The sequence below is a fragment of the Streptomyces sp. NPDC029466 genome (assembly GCF_055574515.1).
This window is the reverse complement of record NZ_JBVHZH010000003.1, coordinates 105,204-122,225: the sequence shown is the minus strand read 5'-3', so window position 1 is coordinate 122,225 and position 17,022 is coordinate 105,204. Positions and strand designations below refer to the sequence as shown.

15 protein-coding genes are annotated in these 17,022 nt (G+C 72.9%); 3 read left to right on the top strand and 12 right to left on the bottom strand.

Annotated elements, in window-relative coordinates:
- Positions 1–2: 2 nt before the first annotated feature.
- The 4 genes from ACZ4XD_RS04110 to ACZ4XD_RS04095 all read right to left on the bottom strand — a co-directional run bounded on the left by ACZ4XD_RS04110 (position 3) and on the right by ACZ4XD_RS04095 (position 5,931).
- Positions 3–1,697, bottom strand: coding sequence for a DUF885 domain-containing protein (locus tag ACZ4XD_RS04110; RefSeq protein WP_468037975.1), 1,695 nt, complete (start codon positions 1,695–1,697; stop codon positions 3–5).
- A 154-nt stretch (positions 1,698–1,851) separates the two neighbouring features.
- Entirely contained in the window at positions 1,852–3,162 is a 1,311-nt protein-coding gene (locus tag ACZ4XD_RS04105) for a GNAT family N-acetyltransferase (RefSeq protein ID WP_468037973.1), read from the bottom strand.
- Between the two features lie 84 nt (positions 3,163–3,246).
- Positions 3,247–4,821, bottom strand: coding sequence for an alkaline phosphatase D family protein (locus ACZ4XD_RS04100; RefSeq protein WP_468037971.1), 1,575 nt, complete (start codon positions 4,819–4,821; stop codon positions 3,247–3,249).
- Between the two features lie 279 nt (positions 4,822–5,100).
- Positions 5,101–5,931, bottom strand: a complete 831-nt coding sequence (locus ACZ4XD_RS04095) for an alpha/beta fold hydrolase (protein ID WP_468037969.1) — start codon at positions 5,929–5,931, stop codon at positions 5,101–5,103.
- Positions 5,932–6,119: 188 nt separating this feature from the next.
- Here ACZ4XD_RS04095 and ACZ4XD_RS04090 point away from each other — a divergent pair, with 188 nt between their 5' ends.
- A complete protein-coding gene (locus ACZ4XD_RS04090) occupies positions 6,120–7,013 on the top strand; it encodes an RNA polymerase sigma-70 factor (protein ID WP_468037967.1) in 894 nt (297 codons plus the stop codon).
- Here the strand turns inward: ACZ4XD_RS04090 and ACZ4XD_RS04085 are convergent.
- Entirely contained in the window at positions 6,965–7,630 is a 666-nt protein-coding gene (locus ACZ4XD_RS04085; RefSeq protein ID WP_468037966.1) for an aspartate/glutamate racemase family protein, read from the bottom strand. The two genes, ACZ4XD_RS04090 and ACZ4XD_RS04085, sit on opposite strands and share 49 nt — an antisense overlap.
- A gap of 252 nt (positions 7,631–7,882) precedes the next feature.
- Between ACZ4XD_RS04085 and ACZ4XD_RS04080 the strand changes: the two genes are divergently transcribed.
- Complete coding sequence (locus ACZ4XD_RS04080; RefSeq protein ID WP_468037964.1) at positions 7,883–8,629, top strand: GntR family transcriptional regulator; 747 nt, start codon at positions 7,883–7,885, stop codon at positions 8,627–8,629.
- Between the two features lie 90 nt (positions 8,630–8,719).
- Here the strand turns inward: ACZ4XD_RS04080 and ACZ4XD_RS04075 are convergent, their stop codons facing one another.
- A complete protein-coding gene (locus tag ACZ4XD_RS04075) occupies positions 8,720–9,892 on the bottom strand; it encodes an ROK family transcriptional regulator (RefSeq protein WP_468037962.1) in 1,173 nt (390 codons plus the stop codon).
- Positions 9,893–10,076: 184 nt separating this feature from the next.
- On the opposite strand from ACZ4XD_RS04075, the gene ACZ4XD_RS04070 reads away from it, so the two are divergent.
- Positions 10,077–10,538, top strand: coding sequence for a hypothetical protein (locus tag ACZ4XD_RS04070; RefSeq protein WP_468037960.1), 462 nt, complete (start codon positions 10,077–10,079; stop codon positions 10,536–10,538).
- On the opposite strand, the gene ACZ4XD_RS04065 is transcribed toward ACZ4XD_RS04070, so the two are convergent.
- From ACZ4XD_RS04065 to ACZ4XD_RS04040, 6 genes are all read right to left on the bottom strand, one after another.
- Positions 10,535–11,551, bottom strand: coding sequence for a TolB family protein (locus ACZ4XD_RS04065; protein WP_468038346.1), 1,017 nt, complete (start codon positions 11,549–11,551; stop codon positions 10,535–10,537). The genes ACZ4XD_RS04070 and ACZ4XD_RS04065 overlap by 4 nt on opposite strands.
- Before the next feature lie 11 nt (positions 11,552–11,562).
- Entirely contained in the window at positions 11,563–12,897 is a 1,335-nt protein-coding gene (locus ACZ4XD_RS04060) for an MFS transporter (RefSeq protein WP_468037959.1), read from the bottom strand.
- A gap of 3 nt (positions 12,898–12,900) precedes the next feature.
- On the bottom strand, positions 12,901–13,779 hold the full coding sequence (locus ACZ4XD_RS04055) for an alkaline phosphatase family protein (RefSeq protein WP_468038344.1): 879 nt from the start codon (positions 13,777–13,779) through the stop codon (positions 12,901–12,903).
- A 162-nt stretch (positions 13,780–13,941) separates the two neighbouring features.
- Positions 13,942–14,499: a G/U mismatch-specific DNA glycosylase gene (gene mug, locus ACZ4XD_RS04050; RefSeq protein ID WP_168482855.1), complete on the bottom strand. Its 558-nt coding sequence runs from the start codon at positions 14,497–14,499 to the stop codon at positions 13,942–13,944.
- Between the two features lie 11 nt (positions 14,500–14,510).
- Positions 14,511–15,944 (bottom strand): adenylosuccinate lyase, encoded by a 1,434-nt coding sequence (purB, locus tag ACZ4XD_RS04045; RefSeq protein ID WP_423611989.1) that lies wholly within the window; start codon positions 15,942–15,944, stop codon positions 14,511–14,513.
- 112 nt (positions 15,945–16,056) lie between these two features.
- On the bottom strand, positions 16,057–16,857 hold the full coding sequence (locus ACZ4XD_RS04040) for an SGNH/GDSL hydrolase family protein (protein ID WP_468037957.1): 801 nt from the start codon (positions 16,855–16,857) through the stop codon (positions 16,057–16,059).
- Positions 16,858–17,022: the final 165 nt, after the last annotated feature.

Sequence of the window (17,022 nt, the reverse complement as noted above, 5' to 3'; positions counted from 1 at the left end):
GGTCAGAGCGCCGACAGCTCGCTCAGCAGATCGTCCAGGCCCAGCGAACCCTGCGACAGCGCCGCCATGTGCCACGCCTTGAGGTCGAAGTCCGCGCCGTGCCGGGCGCGGGCCGCCTCCCGGCCCCGCAGCCACACCCGCTCGCCGAGCTTGTAGCCGATGGCCTGGCCGGCCATGCCCTGGTAGCGGATGATCTCGCTCTCCACGAAATCGGCCGGGCGGCTGCTGTGCTGGGCGAAGAACTCGTGCGCCAGCTGCGGCGTCCAGCGCTCACCCGGGTGGAAGGGCGAGTCCGCGGGGATCTCCAGCTCCAGATGCATGCCGATGTCGATGATGACCCGGACGGCCCGCATCATCTGCGCGTCCAGGTAGCCGAGGCGCCGTTCGGCGCTGGTCAGGAAGCCCAGTTCGTCCATGAGCCGCTCGGCGTACAGCGCCCAGCCCTCGGCGTTGGCGCTGACGATGCCGACCGTCGTCTGGTAGCGGGAGAGCTGGTCGGCGACGTGCGCCCACTGCGCCAGCTGGAGGTGGTGGCCGGGTACGCCCTCGTGGTACCAGGTGGAGACCAGGTCGTACGCCGGGAAGCGGGTCTCGCCCATCGTCGGCAGCCAGGTCCGGCCGGGGCGGGAGAAGTCCAGCGACGGCTGGGTGTAATACGGGGCCGCGGCGCCACCGGGCGGGGCGATCCGGGACTCGACCCGGCGCACCCGCTCCGCCAGCTCGAAGTGGGTGCCGTCGAGCGCGTCGATGGCCTCGTCCATGAGCGACTGGAGCCACTGGCGGGTCTCCTCGACCCCCTCGACCGCCTCGCCGTGCTCATCGCACCAGGCCAGCGCCTCCCACGGGGTCTTCGCACCGGGCAGCACCTTCTCGGCCTCGGTCTCCATCTCGGCCAGCAGCCGGTGGAACTCGGACCAGCCGTACGCATACGCCTCGTCCGCGTCGAGGTCGGCGCCGTTGAAGTAGCGCGCGAGGCGGGCGTAGCGCTCCCGGCCCACCACGTCCGGAGCGCCCTCGATGGCGGGGGCGTAGGTGTCGCGGAACCAGTCGCGCAGCTCCACCAGCGCGCCGGTCGCCACCTCGGCGGCCTCGGTCAGCTCGGCGCGCAGGGCGTCCGGGCCCGCGTCGGTGAACTCGGCGAACCAGCTGCGGTCCGTGCCGATCCACTCGTCCAACTGGCCGATGACGGTGCGGACCTGGAGCGGTCCCGCGGGCAGGTTCTGCTTGCGGCCGGCGTCCAGCGCGGAGCGGTAGCCCTCCAGCGCGGCGGGTACGGCCCGCAGCCGCCGGCCGATCGCCGCCCAGTCCTCGTCGGTCTCGGCGGGGGTGACCGTGAGGACCTCACGGACGTGGTGCAGCGGCGAGCTGAGGTTGCTGACCGTGCGCAGGCCCTCGCCCGCCTCGTGAACCGCCAGCTCGGCGGTCAGCCGCTCGCGCAGCAGCCGGGCGCATACCTGCTCGGCGGCGCTGTCCGCGCCCGGCCGGGCCTCGGCCTCGGTGAGCTTCTCCAGGGTCGTCCGGGCGAGCTGGGCCACCGCTTCCTGGCCCGTCGGGGAGAAGTCGGGGAGCTTGTCGGAGCTCTCGGCGACGCCGAGGAAGGTGCCGGTGATCGGGTCCAGGTCGACAAGGGCGTCGACATAGGCGTCGGCGACCTCGCGGGGCAGCGGGCCGCCCCCGGAAGTAGTGGTGTTGGACATACGGCCATCCTCGTACGGATCGCCCCGCCGCGTCACCATCAAAAAGCTGTACGTTGCTGTCGCTTTTCGGCGTCCGTGCCGGTTGCCGCGGCCGGTCGGGCGTCCGCACGCCCGGCCGGCCGGGGGCCCCGTGTCCGGTGGAGCTCCCGGGGACTCAGCGGCGCCCGCTGCCGTCATGGAGGCGTACGCTCTCCCGCGGCTCCCGTGCGGCGGTCAGGCCCGTCGGGCGGGCGGTGATCACCAGGGTGCCTTCCTCGATCTGGTAGTCGAGCGGCAGCCCGAGGCCGCGCATCGCGGCCACCATGCCGGTGTTCGAGGCCTGGGTGATCGCGTACACGCTCTCGCAGCCGGTCTCGGCCGCCATCGCCACCAGCCGCCGCAGCAGCTCGGCGCCGATACCGCGCTGCTGCCAGGCGTCCTCGACCAGCAGGGCGACCTCGGTCTCGTCGCCGTCCCACAGCAGATGGCCGAGCGCCACCAGCCGGCCGGAGGCGGTCTCCACGGCCAGGGTCCGGCCGAACCGCGGGCTGAGCAGATGGCCCAGATAGCGGTCCGCGTCGCCGACCGGGCCGTGGTAGCGCAGCCCCAGGGTCGTAGGCGAGCAGCGGTCGTGCATCTCCCGGGCCGCGGCCAGGTCGGAGGTGTCGGCGCGGCGGACCGTGATCTCGTTGCCCTCCGGCAGCGTCAGCACATCACGCCGTGGCGGCACCCGTTGGCCGAGCCGGGCATCCAGATCGACCAGCGCCCGGACCCGGGCGAACTCGGTGGGGGTGAACGGCAATTGCGGCCTTTCGATGGTGAGCGAGCCCCCGGAGGGGTCGCGGAACTTCATGCGGTGCTCCTCCAGCACGCCCTCCGTGGGGACCTGCTCGGCGAGCGGGTGCCCGTTGAGGGAGCGTGCGGGCACCGAATGGATGGTGCAGCGTCCCAGCAACTGGCGGAGTGCGAGGGGGAGTTCGGCGGAATCCAGGGCCGTGCGGGTCGCCAGCCCCAGCATCCGGGTCGGCGCGTCGACGAGGTCGTGCGCGTCGGCCCGCTCCAGCCAGCTGTGCCTGCCGCCCGCGCCGGCGATCGTATGGGTGAGCTCGTCAGGGGTCAGCGCCTCGGGCGCGCGCAGCAGGAACTCGTCGACCGTGCCGTCGGAGAGCGGATGGGTCTGGAGGCTGAGGATGTCCACCCGGCGGGAACCCAGTGCCGTGCACAGCGCGGCCAGGCTGCCCGGCTCGTCCCGGACCGTGGTCCGCATCCGCCACAGCACCGTCTCCTGGCCGCCGGCCCCCGGGGCCCGGTCGGTGGAGGACGGCGCCGCGGCGCCGGTATCGGTCGGCGGCGGCGCGTTTTCGTGGCGTCGTGACCACCAGAAGCGGAAGCCGGCCGTGGCGGCCGCCAAGAGGCCGGCCGGCTGGAGGGTGTCCCGCCGACGGTGCGGGCGGCGGGCGGACGGGGCAAGGGATGCTTCAGTCATGCACACAAGCCTGACGGACAGGTGTTGCCTGATCACCAACACCTTGTGTCCGACGGGTAAAAGACGCAATCGGCGCATTGGGCCCTACTGTCCTACCCGTCCTGGTTGCAGCACCTTGCTGAACAACACCTGGCCACCCTCCTGACGCAGCCGCACCGTCAGCTCCCCGCTGCCCCCGTCGATATCGACCTCGCCGAAGTACTGCGGACTCTCCGCGGGGGAGGTGTTGGCACGGTCCGGCGCCTTGATGAACGGTTGCTCGGGCCCGAAGGTTCCATCCATCTTCAGCGCCTGGAACCCGCCCGCGTTGAGCGGCCCCGACACGAACTCCCAGAACGGCTCGAAGTCCTTGAACGCGGCCCGCTCCGGCGCGTAGTGCTGCGCCGAGGTGTAGTGGACGTCCGTCGTGAGCCAGACGGTGCCGGTCACCCGGTCGTGCTTGATGTGCCGCAGCAGCTCGGCCAGCTGGAGCTCACGCCCCAGGGGAGCGCCCGGATCGCCCTGGGCCACCGCCTCGAAGTTCGTCTTGCCGTCCGGGACGACCAGCCCCAGCGGCATATCGGAGGCGATCACCTTCCACACCGCGCGGGACCGGGAGAGCTCCCGCTTGAGCCGGCGCAGCTGCTCCGCGCCGAGGATGCCCTGCGGGTCGTCGGTCTGCCGGCCCGGCGAATTGGCGTTCCGGTAACGGCGCATGTCCAGCACGAACACGTCGAGCAACGGGCCGTGGTGCACCACGCGATAGACCCGGCCTCCCCGGTCGGGCCGCAGCGTACGGATCGGGAAATACTCGCTGAACGCGCGCAGCGACCGCGCGGAGAGCACATCCGTGGACTTCTCCGTGTACCGGTCGTCATCGAGCAGCTGCCCCGGGTACCAGTTGTTGTGCACCTCGTGGTCGTCCCACTGCGTGATCGTCGGCACCTGCGCGTTGAAGCGGCGCAGATTGTCGTCGAGCAGGTTGTAGCGGAACGCGCCCCGGAACTCCGCGAGCGTCTCGGCGACCTTGGACTTCTCCTCGGTCGTCACATTCCGCCAGATCCGGCCGTCCGGCAGTGTCACCCGCTCGGGGATCGGATTGTCGGCGTAGATGTTGTCGCCGCTGCACAGGAAGAAGTCCGGGTTCCGGCGGCGCATGTCCTCGTAGATGCGGTAGCCGCCGCGGTCCGGATTGATGCCCCAGCCCTGCCCGGCCAGATCGCCCGACCAGTGGAAGCGGAGGTCCGTGCGGCGCCCCGTGGGGGCCGTGCGGAAAGTGCCCGAGACCGGCTCACCGGTGCGCCGCGGGTCATCCGGGTCGGCGAGCAGCACCCGGTAGTGGATCTGCTCACCGGACGGCAGACCGTGCAGCGAGGTCACGCCGGTGAAGTCGGTGTCCGGCCCGACCACCGGGCCGTGCCAGGACCGGGCATTCCGGAACGACTCGGTCGCCGCGGTCTGCACCACCATCCTGGCCGGCCGGTCGGACCGCACCCACACCAGGCCCGAGGAGGTGGTGACATCCCCGACCTGGACGCCCCAGTCGGCGCTCGGCCGCCCGCTGCGGGCCTGCGCCGGCGCGGCACAGGAGAGCGCGGGCAGTGCCAGCGCCGCCGAACCCGCCGCCGCGCCCCGCAGCAGCGACCGCCGTCCGAAGCCGCTGCCGGATCCCTGCGCCATCTCCAACCTCCGTGCCTCGACCGACTTCACTGCCCGCCCGTTCGTATCGCTGTCCGGTGCCCCACAGCCGAACGGACGGTGAACACCGGCCCGTTCGTCGATCACGGTGCACCGCTCGCTCGCCCGCTTGCTCGCCCGGCCGGACCCGGGCCCCGCCACCGGCGGACCCGGGCCATGGTCGCAAGACCACCGTCCGATCGCCAGGACGCCGACGTGGTGCATACGCCCCCGATACGGGCCACCGGGACGGTCGGACCCGGGGAGAACGCCACTGCGGGCTCAGCCCACCGTGTCGAGGATGACCCGCGCCACCAGCGCCGGATCGTCGTTCATCGGCACATGCCCGCAGCCCGGCAGCCGTACGAGCCGGGCGCCCGGGATGGTGTGCTTGGCGCGTACGCCCTGGCGGGGGAGGAGCAGCCGGTCGCGGCTGCCCCAGGCGATCGTCACCGGGACGCCGGGCACATCGGCGGTGAACCGCACCTCCCGGCCGGCCGCCAGCGTCGGCGCGAAGCCGGGCGCCTCGCGCAGCGCCCGGGTCTCCGCCACGACGGCCTCGGCGGAGCGGCGCCCGGGGTGGGCGTAGATGGTCCCGGTGAGCGAGGCGCGGCCGAGGGCGCTCCGGGCCAGCGACTCCACCACCGGCTGGGGCAGCGCCTGGGCGCCGGCGTACATCCCGCGCAGCACACCGAAGGCGTACCGCCGCTCGGCCGGGGTCCAGAAGCCGGCGGGTGAGAGCGCGGTGACCGACCGCACGGCGTCGGTGCGGCCCAGCTCCAGCGCGAGCAGGCCGCCCAGCGAGTTGCCCACCACATGCGGGCGCTCGACCCCGAGTTCGGTGAACGCCGCGGCCAGCAGCGGGACGACCGATATCAGGTCGTACGAGGAGCCGCCGGGCAGCGCGGGGGAGGCGCCGAACCCCGGCAGATCGAGCGCGATGACCTCATGAGAGGCGGCGAGGATGTCGCACACCGGGCGCCAGGCCTGGAGATGGTGGCCGATGCCGTGCAGCAGGACGATGGGTTCGCCCGCGCCCTTGCGGTCGTAGGCGACCGTGAACGGCGGCCGGTCCGCGGGGGTGATACGGGCGAAGGAGACCGGGGCGGCCATGGGTGAACTCCTCTGGGGGTGCGGGACTTCCGGTGGTGCGCGCGTGCGCTGACACGATGCCAGCTGGGACTACTGAGCGGTATGGGGCAGCCGGGGCGAGGGCGAGTGTGCCGCACACCACGCGTCCGCGCGCCCGTCCGCCACCGTTTCCGCTGGACAACGTCGGGGCGGCCGAGTGGGATGGAGGGGTGCTGAAGGATTCCGCGACCGAGGTCACCGACGTTTTCGAGGAACACCGCTCCGTACTCTTCGGGGTGGCGTACCGGATGCTCGGCCGGGTGGCCGACGCCGAGGACGTGCTCCAGGACGCCTGGCTGCGCTGGTCGGGCGCGGACCGTGCGGCGGTACGGGAACCGCGCGCCTTTCTCGTACGGATCACCACCCGGCTGGCCATCGACCGGCTGCGCCAGGTCCAGGCACGGCGCGAGTCCTATGTGGGGCCCTGGCTGCCGGAGCCGCTGCGGACGGAGGCCGGCGGCCTCGCCCCGGACACCGCCGAGCGCGCGGTGTTCACCGAGTCGGTCACCCTCGCCGTGCTCGTCGTCCTGGAGTCGCTCTCCCCTCTGGAGCGCGCGGTGTTCGTGCTGCGCGAGGCCTTCGGCTATCCGTACGCGGAGATCGCCACCACTCTCGACCGCAGCGAGGCCGCGGTCCGGCAACTGGCGGGGCGTGCCCGGCGGCATGTGGAGGAGGGCAAACCACGCTACGAGGTCGATCCGGACCGGCAGCGGGAGCTGACCGAGCGGTTCCTGGCCGCGGCGGCCGGTGACGATCTGGACGGGCTGCTGAGCCTGCTGGCGGCCGACGCCCGGCTGGTCGGGGACAGTGGAGGGAAGGCCAAGGCCCCGCTGCGGATCATCGAGTCCGCGGACAAGATCGCCCGCTTCCTCCTCGGTGTCACCAAGTCCCTGCCGGCCGGCCTGGAGTTCTCCGTCCTCGAACTCAACGGCGGGATCGCGGTGTTGGCGCTCCTCGACGGCGTGCCGGACTCCGTCATCCAGCTCGGGATCGCGGAGGGCGAGATCAAGACCGTCTACATCGTCCGCAACCCCGAGAAGCTGGAGTCGCTCGCGGCACGCTGAGCGGCGGCCAGCAGACCGAGCCGCGGACTCGACAGCACCGGGACATCGCCGTCGAGCCCCTCGGCGGCCGGCGCCATGGAGGCCTGCGCCAGGACGATCACCTCGGCGTCCCGGACCTCCCGCACCGCGGCGGCGACCACCGCCAGATAACCCTCGGTGTCGCCGCTCTCGAAACGCTCCCAGGCGCCGGGCACCAGGACGCTCCGCACCTCGACCGCGCGGCCGGCCCGTAGTGCCTCCTGGTGGATCAGGGCTTCCGTGGGGGCGAGGGTGCTTTCCAGCGCGGCGAGTACGGCGATCCGCGGGCCGGTGACGACCGCGGCCGCGGCCATCGGACGGTCCACCCGGAGGGCGGGCAGGCCGAGCGCGGCGCCGGCCGTCTCCGCCACCGCACCGATCGTCGAGCAGGTGCAGAGCACGGCCCGCGCCCCGTGGCCGGCCGCGTCCGCGAGGACGGCGGAGACCTCGGCCGAGACGGCCTCCGGACCCTGCTCCCTTGCCCGGGCAAGGAGTTGAGGGTGTACGAGGTGACGCAGCGCCAGGCCGGGGGTCTCCGTGTCCCGTAGCGCGTCGAAGACCGGGACGTGGACGGGCGAGGTGTGCAGCAGCGCGAGCATGACGGAGACGGTACCCAGCGGTCCCGCCGAGGCCGTGGGGGGGACGGCCCGTTCGGGCATGCGGAGCGGGCCGAAAGTGATCCCGGTTGGTCTTGACCAAGGGTGGGGGCGGCCATATCGTCGGGATACTGCAACAACCTTTAATAAAGAAGCGCTCATAATCGGGCGCGCAGCGGGCTCATATCTGCCGGCCGCGCGCGGCCCGAGTCCCATGGGGGAGCAGCCCCGGTAGCGGCCAGTGCGGAGGACAGGGTGGGGACCACGCAGCTCGAAACGGTGCCGGAGCCGAAGTACTGGCACCTCAAGACCGTGCTCAGCGAGGCGCTGGACTCGGAGTTCGCGGTCGGCGAGATTCTGCCCAACGAGCGTGATCTGGCGGCGCGGTTCGGCGTCGCGCGGGCCACGCTGCGGCAGGCGCTCGAACAGCTGGAGCTGGAGGGCAGACTCCAGCGTCGCCGCGGTGTGGGCACCACGGTCGCCCCGCCCCGCGTCGGTGTCGCCGTCGCGCCCGCCCGCCACAGCTGGCCCGGCGCCGCAGGCGACGACTGGCAGCCGGTCGGCTGCGAGGTGAGCGACACGGTGCCCGCCGTGGTGGCCCGCCTGTTGGAGACCGCCGTGGGCGACCGGGTGTACATCGTCCGCCGCAGCCGGGTCACCCAGGACCGGCCGCTCGCCGCCGAGTCGCTGTACGTCCCGGCGGCCGCGATCCCCGGCAGCGCGCAGTTCGACCTGCTGACCGGCGCGGCGCGGGCGTATGCGGTCCTACAGGAGCTGCAGTCGCTGGAGCTGGAGGGCCAGGACCGCACCGTCGAGCTCGGCTCGGCCCGTGCGGAGGACGCCAAGGAGTTGGACCGGCTGCCCGGCGCGCCCGTCCTGGTCGTCACCACCCGCTATGTCTCGGGCGGCCGTACGACCGCCGTCGCGGTCTCCACCTACCGGGCGGACACCTGCCGTCTGACCTTCGGTGAGAGCGACGCGGTCGAGTTGCTCGCGGGGTAAGACGGCCCGCCGGCTGAGGGACGGGCCCACTCCGGATCTCGGAGGGGGCCCGCTCCGTTGTGGCGGGCCGTCGCCGCTCCGTAGCGGCCGTCAGCGCGCCGCGGTGCGGCGGCGGCCGGTCACCGTGCTCTCCACCGCGAAGAGTTCACCTTCCACGTGGTCGAGCGCGAGCCGCAGCGCCCCGGTGGCCACCGCCGCCTCGCCCAGCTGCGACAGGGCGACCTGCGGGGGGCGGAGGCAATAGCGCGACAACTCCCGGCGCAGCGGCTCCAGTACACCCGCCAGGCCCGCCGCCCAGCCGCCGATCACCACCAGCTCCGGGTCCAGCGCCAGCACCAGTGCCGCGACATCGTGCACCAGCCGCCGGATGAAGCGGTCCACCGCTTCCCGCGCCTGCGCGTCACCGTCCCGCGCCGCCGCGAAGACCGCCGCCACCTGCGCCTCGTCCAGAGGATGCAGCGGTTCTCCGGTCGTCGACAGCAGCTTCTCCGGTGTCGCCTCCCGGCCGAGCAGATGCAGCGCGCCGATCTCCCCGGCGGCCCCGCCGAAGCCGCGGTGCAGCCGTCCGCCGATCAGCGATCCTGCCCCCGGGCTGAGTCCGGCCAGCACGAAAACGATGTCATCGGAGCCGGTCGCCGCGCCCTGCCAGTGCTCGGCCACCGCGGCGGCGTTCGCGTCGTTCTCGACCAGCACCGGGCAGCGGAACGACCGGCGCAGCCGCTCACCCAGCGGGAAACCCGTCCAGCCCGGCAGCGCGGTGCTCAGCCGGACGGTGCCGTCGGCCTCCACGATGCCGGGGCCGGCCACCCCGACGGCGCGCAGCGAACCGCGGGACACGCCCGTACGGCGCAGCAGATCGGCCACCACGGCACGGACCCGCTCCAGCCGCTCGTCGGCTGGAGCGCGCTCCTCCACGGGGCGCTGTGCGGTGTCCAGCACCCGGCCGCCCAGATCGGACAGCAGGGCGGCGACGCGGTGCGAGCCGATCTCGATGCCCAGCAGATGGCCGGCCTCCGTACGGAAACGGAACCGGCGGGCCGGCCGTCCCTGGCGACGCGTCGCACCCTCCCCGGCGGCCGCCTCGACCACCAGCCCGGACTCGATGAGCCCCTCGACCACACCCTCGACCGTCGGCCGGGACAGCCCCGTCACCTGGACCAGGTCGGTGAGCGTGGGGGAGTCCGCGGCGCGCAGCGCTTGCAGCACCACCGCGGAGTTGATCCGTCGCAGCAGGGACGGGTCCCCGCCGGTGAGCCGCCCCAACGTCCGTCTCCCTCACTATGCGTGTGGGGCGGATCGTAGCCGGTCAGGGGGTGCGCGGCGAGCCCCGCGGGAGGGGGCCGCCGACCGCCGTGACGCCTGCTCGGCGGTGGCGCAGCGCGCGGGTGTCCTCCGGCGCCGGGCCGCGGGAGGGCCAATTGTCAGACCCGCGCGGTTTACTGACGACATGACCATTGACAAGCATCTGACGGTCATCGACCGACTGCGGCTGCGGGAGTTCCCGGCGGTGCCGGACCGGTCCGCCATGGTCGAGAGCGGACCCGGGTACCACATAGCCGGGCTGCGAGTCAGCGAGGAGTTCTGGGACGCGGACGCCGCCGAGGTGGCGGAGGCCGAGGAGGACTTCACCGCCGAGCTGACGGCGCTGGTGCAGGCGCTGTCGTTACGGTGGGGCGCCCCCGAAACCGTCGATCTGGGGACCCACTTGGAACGGACCGCGCGGGGCCTGCCGGTCCGGCCGCCGCTGGACACGCTGTGCGGCTATGTCCCGCGGATGCACGGCTGGCGGGTGCAGGGCCGCTGGATCGGTGTGGGGGTGGGGCAGGGCGCGCGCGAGCTGCCGTTCCAGCTACTGGTGGCGGTGGGGGAGGGGGCGGTGGTTCAGAGTCCGTCCCCGGACACCCCCTAGCGGGAGAAAGCGGGGGCGAGGGCCGCGGAGAGGAGGCGGTGCGGGGTGCCGGTGCCGTCGGCGGGGACGGTCCAGAGGTCCGAGCCGTAGTCGCCCGGCAGCGAGTAGACCAGGGTGCGGCCGTCGCGCCAGACGGCCTGGTCGTCGATGTTGCGGTGTTCACCGGTCGCGGTCTCGCGCAGGGTGCGCAGATCGAGGACGTACAGCCGCCAGGGAGCGTCGGGGTCGGCGCCCGCGACGCGCTTCTTGTAGGCGATCCGGGTGCCGTCGGGGGACAGCGAGGGGCATTCGACGTTGGGGTGCAGGGCCCGGAGGGTTCCGGTGCTGCGGTCGCCGCGGACGAGATAGGTCTTTCCGCCGGTGGCGGCGGTGGCGTAGAAGCGGGTGTCATCGGCGAAGGTGACGCCCCAGACGTTGATGTCGGCGGCGCGGACCCGGTGTCCGTCGACGGTCAGCGCATAGGTTTCCAGGTTGGCGACCAGGCGCCGCCCACCGGTGTCGACGACGGAGGTGCGGGTGGAGAAGGCGGTGCCCGCGTAGGAGTCACCGCTGACGAAGACGGTCCAGGCGACGGTGCGGCCGCTGGGGGAGACCCGGGCACGGGTGGGGGTGCCGGCCACGTCGTAGTGACGCACTTCGCGCAGCCGGTTGTCCAGGAGGACGGCCCGGTAGCTGTCCCGGAGTTCGCCGTGGACGGCCTGGAGACAGATACCGGTCCCGGCGGCCGCGTGGAACCGCAGACAGCGCACCCCGGACGCGGTGCGCGGCCCGGTGAGCCGCCCTTCCGGCACGGCGGTGATCTCGTCGCGGTGCGGCCCCCAGGCCATGTTGCGGAAGAGCCCCTGGCCCGGCCCGTCCAGGCGTACGGTCCCGGGGGTCACCTTCGGGCCCCCGGACTGTGTGCGGTCCTTCCGGTCGGCGCGCCCGGCGGCGGCCAGGGTCGCGCCGACGGCGACCGCGCCGAGGACGACGACGGTGGCGAGCAGGATGAGCAGGCGCGCGGTGCGGCTCAGCGGGATGCGGTTCACGAGGTCTGCTCCGAGGGGGAGTTCGGGCCCGCCGCCGGTCCGGCCGGGCGCAGCAGCCGGGCGCTGAGAGCCGCGGCCAGGGCCAGTCCGACGGCCGCGGCGAGGACGGCGGTGTGGGCGCCCCAGGCGGTCCAGGCGGCACCGAAGGCGAGGGAGCAGACGAAGCGCGCGGCCGTCTGGCCGGTCTGCACCACGGCCAGGCCGCTGCCACGGGCGTCCTCGGGCACCGCGTCGGCGGTCGCGGCGGCCAGCACTCCGTCGGTCGCCGCGTAGAACGCGCCGTGCAGGACGAGCACGGCACAGACCAGCGCCGCGCCGCCGCCGAGGGGCGACAGGAGCAGCCCGTAGGCGCCCAGCAGCACCAGATGCCCGGCCAGGAACAGCCGCCGCCGGCCGATGCGGTCGGCGATCGCCCCCATCGGCACCGCCAGCGACAGAAACGCCGCGGCGGTGCCCAGCGGGAGCAGCGGGAACCATCCCGCCGGGAGGTCCAGCCGCCGCTGGAGGGTCAGATACAGGAAGGAGTCACTGACGGTGGTCAGCCCGAGCAGCACGGCGCACCCGGTCAGCCGGCGTATCTCCGGCCGGCCCAGCAGCGCGCGCACCGGCGTCCGTGGAGCGGCCGGCGTCCGTGGCCCGGCAGGTGTCGGTCCGGCGGTGTCCTCCGCGGCGGGCAGCGCGCGGCCCGGGACGAACAACAGCAGTACGACGACGCCCAGTACGGCGATACAGAAGCTGACCGTGAACACCGCGTCATAGCCTTCGGCCGCCGCCCGCAGCAGCAGGAACGCCACCAGCGGGCCGCACAGGGCGCCCGCGGTGTCCATCGCCCGGTGCACCCCGAACGCCCGGCCACGGGCGGCCGGTTCGGCGGCCAGCGAGATCATCGCGTCCCGCGGCGCGGTCCGCAGCCCCTTACCGGTGCGGTCCACCGCCAGCACCGCCCCGATCAGCGGCAACGAGTGCACCAGCAGCAACAGCGGCTTGCAGAGGGCGGAGAGCCCGTACCCCACCGCGGCCACCGCCTTGTGCCCGGCGCCCCCGCCGCGGTCCGACAGCCGGCCGCCCACCAGCCGGACCAGCGCGCTCACCCCGTTGTAGACCCCGTCCAGCACCCCGAACCCCAGCGGGGACAGCCCGAGTTCGGCGACGAGGTACAGCGGGAGCACGGCCGTGACCATCTCCGAGGAGATGTCGGTGATGAGGCTGACGGTGCCCAGGACCAGCACCGTGGAGGGGACGGCGGCGCGGACGCGGCGGACGCGGCCGGTGCGCCGGCCGCCCGGCGATACGGAGGTGGCGGGAGCCGGGCGGCCGTCTGCGAGATACACGGGTCAGCCGGCCCAGATACCGCTGATGTCCTTGGCGTCGGCGGCCCGGCCCGCGTGCGAGGTGCCGTACATGTCCTCCAGGGTGCGTAGCACGTCGTAGTGGTTGTAGGTGGTGGCCGAGGTGGAGCCGGCCTGTACGGGCTGGCCGTACAGCACGGTCGGGATGCGGTTGCCGCTGAGCCGGTTGTCCTCGTCGAAGGTGACCAGCAGCAGACTGTTGTGGGTCTTGGCCCAGTCGGCGTAGCTCTTGAGGTGGTTCTTCAGCCAGGTGTCACCCGTGGACACCGAGCAGTCGTGCATGTCGCTGCACAGGTTCGGCACCACGAACGAGACGGTGGGCAGCTGCGAGAAGTCGGTCGGGAAGGCGTCGAAGGTGTGGGCCGAGCCGGTGGAGACATTGCTGAAACCGAACCACGGGTTGTGCTTCTGCGCGTAGTTGCCGCTCTTGCAGGTGGTCGAGCCCTCGGACGGCAGCGATTCGTTGTAGCTCGCCCAGGACTTGCCGGCCGCCGTCAGCTCGGAGGCGAGGTTGGGGGCGTCGCTGAAGCCCGGGTCGACGCAGCTGTCGTCGGTGACGCCCTGGGTGTCGCCGGAGAAGAGGGCGTAGTAGTTGGGCTGGCTGGGGTGGGTCTCGGCGTAGGACGCGGTCAGGTCGGCGCCGCCGGAGGCCAGGGAGTTGAGGTACGGGGCGCTGGAGCTGCCCATCACCTGGCCGTAGGCGTGGTTCTCGAAGACGACCACGACCACATGGTCGGGGGTGGGCACTGCGGCCGTGGTGGCCTCGGCGCCGAAGCCGTTGCCGGCCCAGATGCCGAGACCGGCGGCGGCCAGGGCGAACGCCCCGGCGAGCGCGGTGACTTCGCGGCGTCGTGAGCGGCGGATGCGGTGGGAGGAGGGGGCCTCGGCGGCGGAGGGCGACGCGGACGTGGCAGGCACAGGAGTCTCCGTATGGGAGTGGGGGCTGCGCGGGCGGCGTCAGAGTAGAGCTGTCAGGTAGGCATGTACATGCCTTCAAGATGACGGCCGGCCGAACGGTGCACGGCCTTATGCGCCGTCGCCCTCCGCGAACGCCGCGGCGCGCAGCCGTCCGTACTCCTCCGCCATGGCCGCCACCGTCCAATGGGCGTTCAGCCCGCTGGGGTTGGGCAGGGCCCAGATGCGGGTGTCGCCCAGTGTGCGCTGCTGGGGCCCGATCGCGGCCTTCTTGTCGTCGAAGGCGACGCGGTACGCGGTGACACCGGCGACGGCCAGCCAGCGGGGGCGCAGCCGCGCCACCTTCTCGGCCAGCAGCCGGCCGCCCTCGCGGTACTCCTGTGCGGTCAGCTCGTCGGCCTTGGCCGTCGCCCGTGCCACGACATTGGTGATGCCGAGGCCATGGGCGAGCAACTCCTCCTGCTCGGCGGGCCGGAACTGGCGCGGGGTGAAGCCGGCGGCGTGCAGCACCGGCCAGAAACGGTTGCCGGGCCGGGCGAAGTGATGACCGGTGGCGGCCGTCATCAGCCCGGGGTTGATACCGCAGAAGAGCACCCGAAGGCCGCTCGCGGCCACGTCCGGAACGACGCGGTCGCGAGCGGCTGCCAGCTCTTCGGGGGTGAAGCCCATGGCTCCTCGCGTCAGAGGATCGAGCCGGGGGTGTACGCCGCGGCCTCCGGGTGCTGCTTGGCGATTTCCCCGATCCGGGTGACGACGGCCGTCACCTGGTCGGCCGCCGCGCCGGTGAAGGAGAGCTTGTCCGCCATCAGGGCGTCCAACTGCGCCTTGTCCAGCGGGATCCGCGCATCGGCGGCGAGCTTGTCCAGCAGCTCGTTGCGCTCCGCGCCCTGCTCCCGCATGGCCAGCGCCGAGGCGACCGCGTTCTCCTTGATCGCCTCATGCGCCTCTTCGCGGCCCACACCGGCGCGCACCGCACCCATCAGCACCTTCGTCGTGGCGAGGAAGGGCAGATAGCGGTCCAGCTCGCGGCCGATGACGGCGGGGAAGGCGCCGAACTCGTCGAGCACGGTCAGGAACGTCTCCAGCAGGCCGTCCAGTGCGAAGAACGAGTCCGGCAGGGCCACCCGGCGCACCACGGAGCAGGACACATCGCCCTCGTTCCACTGGTCGCCGGAGAGCTCACCGGCCATCGAGGCATAGCCGCGCAGGATCACCATCAGGCCGTTGACGCGCTCGCAGGAGCGGGTGTTCATCTTGTGCGGCATCGCCGAGGAACCGACCTGGCCGGGCTTGAAGCCCTCGGTGACCAGCTCGTGGCCGGCCATCAGCCGGATGGTCTTGGCCAGCGAGGAGGGCGCGGCGGCCAGCTGCACCAGCGAGGTCACCACGTCGTAGTCCAGCGACCGCGGGTAGACCTGGCCGACGGAGGTGAAGGCCTGGCCGAAACCGAGGTGCGCGGCGATCCGCTGCTCCAGGTCGGCGAGCTTGGTGGCGTCGCCGCCGAGCAGGTCGAGCATGTCCTGGGCGGTGCCGACCGGGCCCTTGATGCCGCGCAGCGGGTAGCGGGAGAGCAGCTCCTCCAGCCGGGCGAACGCCACCAGCAGCTCGTCAGCGGCGGTCGCGAAACGCTTGCCGAGGGTCGTGGTCTGGGCGGCGACATTGTGCGAGCGGCCCGCCATGACCAGCTCGGCGTGCTGGGCGGCCAGCGAGCCCAGGCGCGCCAGCACGGCGACCGTACGGTCGCGCATCAGCTCCAGCGAGAGCCGCACCTGCAACTGCTCGACGTTCTCGGTCAGGTCGCGGGAGGTCATGCCCTTGTGGACCTGCTCATGGCCGGCGAGGGCGTTGAACTCCTCGATACGGGCCTTGACGTCGTGCCGGGTGACCTTCTCGCGCTCGGCGATGGAGGCCAGGTCGACGTCGTCCAGGACCCGCTCGTAGTCGGCCAGCGCCTGCTCGGGGACCTCCACCCCCAGGTCCTTCTGCGCGCGCAGTACGGCAAGCCACAGCTTCCGCTCCAGCTTGACCTTGTATTCGGGGGACCACAGCACGGCCAGCTCCGCGGAGGCGTAGCGGCCGGCCAGGACATTGGGGATGCGAGGCTTCGCAGACACAGCAGTCACGTGGTCAGAGTCTACTGGCGGTTTGCGCAGGCCAGCGCCCCGGTCCCGGCTGTATGTTCCTCCAAGCCGGGTGCGGGGGTCCGGAGCCCGGCGCCGCCCGGTGTCAGTCCCCGTACGGCAGCAGCTCGGGGCGCTTGGCCGGACGGCCGTCACCGGAGGAACGGCCGGTGAGCCGCCGGCCTATCCACGGCCCCAGATGTTCGCGCGCGAACCGCAGATCCGCGGCGCGCCGCGCACCCCAGCCCGGCGGTGCGGCGGCCGGCAGCGGCGCGTCCCACTCCGACTCGGCGGCCAGCCCGAGCGCCTGCCAGACCGCCTCCGCCACCCGGCGGTGCCCCTCGGCGTTCAGATGCAGCCGGTCGTCGGCCCACAGCCGCGGGTCGGACAGCGCCTTGGAGGCGTACAGATCCACCACGACAGCACCGTGCCGCGCGGCCACCGCGTCGATCCGCGCGAACAGCTGCTCCATGCGCGGCCGGAAACGCTCCAGTACGGGCCCCTGCCGCCCCGGGCTGCGCATCAGCACCAGCTGACCGCCGCCCCCGGCCAGCCGCCCGGCGGCGTCCTCGAACCGGGCGCACACCTGGTCCACGTCGCACCGGGGCCGCAGAACGTCATTGAGCCCGCCGACCAGCGTCACCAGATCGGCGCCCATCGCAGCCGCCGGCCCGCACTGCTCGTCGGCGATCTGCCCGATGAGCTTGCCGCGCACCGCGAGATTGGCGTAGCGGAATCCCGGTGCGGCGGCGGGTCCCCCGGCCGGCCCCCGGGCCGCGGCCGCCAGCCGGGCGGCGAGCAGATCGGCCCAGCCGCGGTACGAGCCGTCCGGCAGGGCGTCCGACATTCCCTCGGTGAAGCTGTCGCCGACCGCGACGAAACTGGTGTAGCGGGCATTCATCTCCATGGCGCGGTGATCCTACCGCCCGCCGTACCGCGCGGTATGCCCGGTCCCCGGGGGGATCCCCGCGGTATACGGTCTGGTGTCGTCCGGACGGCGAGGAAAGAGACAGGTGGCCGCGCGACGATGCAACACGTGGTGCGGTCCATGCTCGTGCCCCCTCCTCGCGTA